At 71.7% G+C, this 2,076-nt stretch carries 3 protein-coding genes; 1 reads left to right on the top strand and 2 read right to left on the bottom strand.

Annotated elements, in window-relative coordinates:
- Window positions 1-51 precede the first annotated feature (51 nt).
- Together rpmI and infC are read right to left on the bottom strand one after the other, a co-directional pair.
- Window positions 52-246, bottom strand: a complete 195-nt coding sequence (gene rpmI / locus MCM47_RS39805) for a 50S ribosomal protein L35 (protein ID WP_030286227.1) — start codon at window positions 244-246, stop codon at window positions 52-54.
- A 140-nt stretch (window positions 247-386) separates the two neighbouring features.
- Window positions 387-1,091 carry a translation initiation factor IF-3 gene (gene infC, locus MCM47_RS39810; RefSeq protein ID WP_238741389.1) on the bottom strand — a complete coding sequence of 235 codons (705 nt, stop codon included), beginning with the start codon at window positions 1,089-1,091 and terminating at the stop codon, window positions 387-389.
- A gap of 448 nt (window positions 1,092-1,539) precedes the next feature.
- Here infC and MCM47_RS39815 point away from each other — a divergent pair, with 448 nt between their 5' ends.
- Window positions 1,540-1,917, top strand: coding sequence for a DUF1844 domain-containing protein (locus tag MCM47_RS39815; protein WP_238951730.1), 378 nt, complete (start codon window positions 1,540-1,542; stop codon window positions 1,915-1,917).
- Window positions 1,918-2,076 lie beyond the last annotated feature (159 nt).

A 2,076-nucleotide genomic window follows, 5' to 3' on the forward strand; every position in this document is an offset into this window, starting at 1 on the left:
GTCGGGAAGGATCAGCTGCCCCGCCGCGGCTCGCGCCGGGCGGGAGGGCGATCACTTGCCGAGAAGCTTCTTGATCTTCTTGGCGTCGGCGGGGGCCATCTCGACGGTGCCGGCCAGCTTGCGGGTCAGCGTCGAGGGCTTGTGCTCCAGGAGGTGGCGGCGGCCGGCGCGCTCGCGCAGCACCTTGCCAGAGCCACTGATCTTGAAGCGCTTGCTGGCGCCACTGTGCGTCTTCTGCTTCGGCATTTCGCCGTATCTCCTCGTCGGTCCGTCCACGCCCGCGCGGTGTTCGCCGCGCGGGCGTGAAGGATGGATCTGCGATGACCGGGCAGGACGCCCCGTCACCTTGGTGGCCGGTCTCCCGGACCGCCCTCGCCCGTACGGGCTCAGGCGTCCTGGGAGGCCTCGGCCGGCTGCTCGACCTCGGCGGCCTCGGCGGCCGGGGCCTCGGGGGCCTCCGTCGCCTCGACGGCCTGCTCGGCCGCGGGCTCCTCGGCGGCGTCCGGGCCGGTGGTCCGGCCCTGGCGCTCGGCCTTGCGGGCGTCGGCGGCGGCGCGGGCCTCGGCCATCGCCTCGGTCTTCTTCTTGTGCGGGCCGAGAACCATGATCATGTTCCGGCCGTCCTGCTTGGCCGAGGACTCCACGAAGCCCAGGTCCTGGACGTCGTTCGCCAGCCGCTGCAGCAGTCGGAAACCCAGCTCGGGGCGGGACTGCTCACGACCGCGGAACATGATCGTGATCTTGACCTTGTCGCCCTGCTTGAGGAACCGGACGACGTGACCCTTCTTGGTGTCATAGTCGTGCGGGTCGATCTTCGGCCGGAGCTTCATCTCCTTGATGACCGTGTGCGCCTGGTTCTTGCGCGCCTCACGGGCCTTCATGGCCGACTCGTACTTGAACTTGCCGTAGTCCATGAGCTTGCACACCGGCGGCCGGGCGGTCGCCGCGACCTCGACCAGGTCGAGGTCGTACTCCTGCGCGAGCTCCAGCGCCTTGGCAAGCGGCACGATGCCGACCTGCTCGCCGCTGGGACCGACGAGTCGCACCTCGGGGACGCGAATCCGGTCGTTGATGCGGGGCTCGGTGCTGATGGGGCCTCCTCGGTTGCACCTTCTGCGATGCGGCCGTCGGACGGCGGTCGCACGTAGTGGACTCGACCACTGGGCGGGGCTTCATTCGTGCTGCGCTGCCTGCGGCGGCCTGCACCGCGACACGAAAAAAGCCCCGCTCGGTACAAGCGGGGCTCCACACAACCGGGGGCGGCACCCGGTGAGGGGTGCTGCGGGCGACTCGGCGCTGGGCGCCCGTCGCGGACCGGACCCGTCGACCGCGAGGCCGATCAGGTGGGAGACTTTCGCGGTTGCCCTCTCGGGCCTCCTTGGTGGAGCCTCCTCTTGCTGGCCGGGCACCCTCACAGGCACCTGGCCGGTCAGTCTCGAAGCATACAGGCTCCCCGGGGTCGAACGCCATTCCGCCCCGCCGCTCACCCCCTTGTACGCTCCCTGTGTACGGACACCGGCACGACGGAACGAGCCCCCCTTGAGCAGCGAGCCCACCCAGACCCCCGCCGCGGACGACGAGGCGATCGGTTTCGACGACCTCACCCGGGACATCGCCGAGGTCCCGGCCGTCGAGGTGATCACCACCGTCGCGGTGCACCTGATGAGCGCCGCCGCCGTGAAGTGCGGCCTGGCCGAGGGCGGCGAGGCGGACAAGGACCTGGACGAGGCGCGCAAGCTGATCACCGCGCTGGCCGGGCTGGTCACCGCCGGCGCCCCGGAGATCAGCAACTTCCACGCCGCCCCGCTGCGGGACGGCCTGCGCTCGCTCCAGCTGGCCTTCCGCGAGGCCTCCCTCGTCCCGGACGCGCCGGGCGCCGGCCCGGGCGAGAAGTTCACCGGCCCGGTCTACGCCTGAGAACCCTCCGGGACCCCTCGCGCCGGACGCCTCCGCGCGTCCGATGAACGCCCGGGTGCCCCCGCGGATCGGCGATCCGCGGGGCCACCCGGGCGTTCAGCGCCGGTAGAGCGGCTCGCCGGGCAGCTGCGCACCGGCCGGCAGCACGGCCAGGCTCAG

Origin of the sequence: Kitasatospora sp. A2-31 (genome assembly GCF_022288725.1) — a bacterium.
GTDB lineage: Bacteria > Actinomycetota > Actinomycetes > Streptomycetales > Streptomycetaceae > Kitasatospora.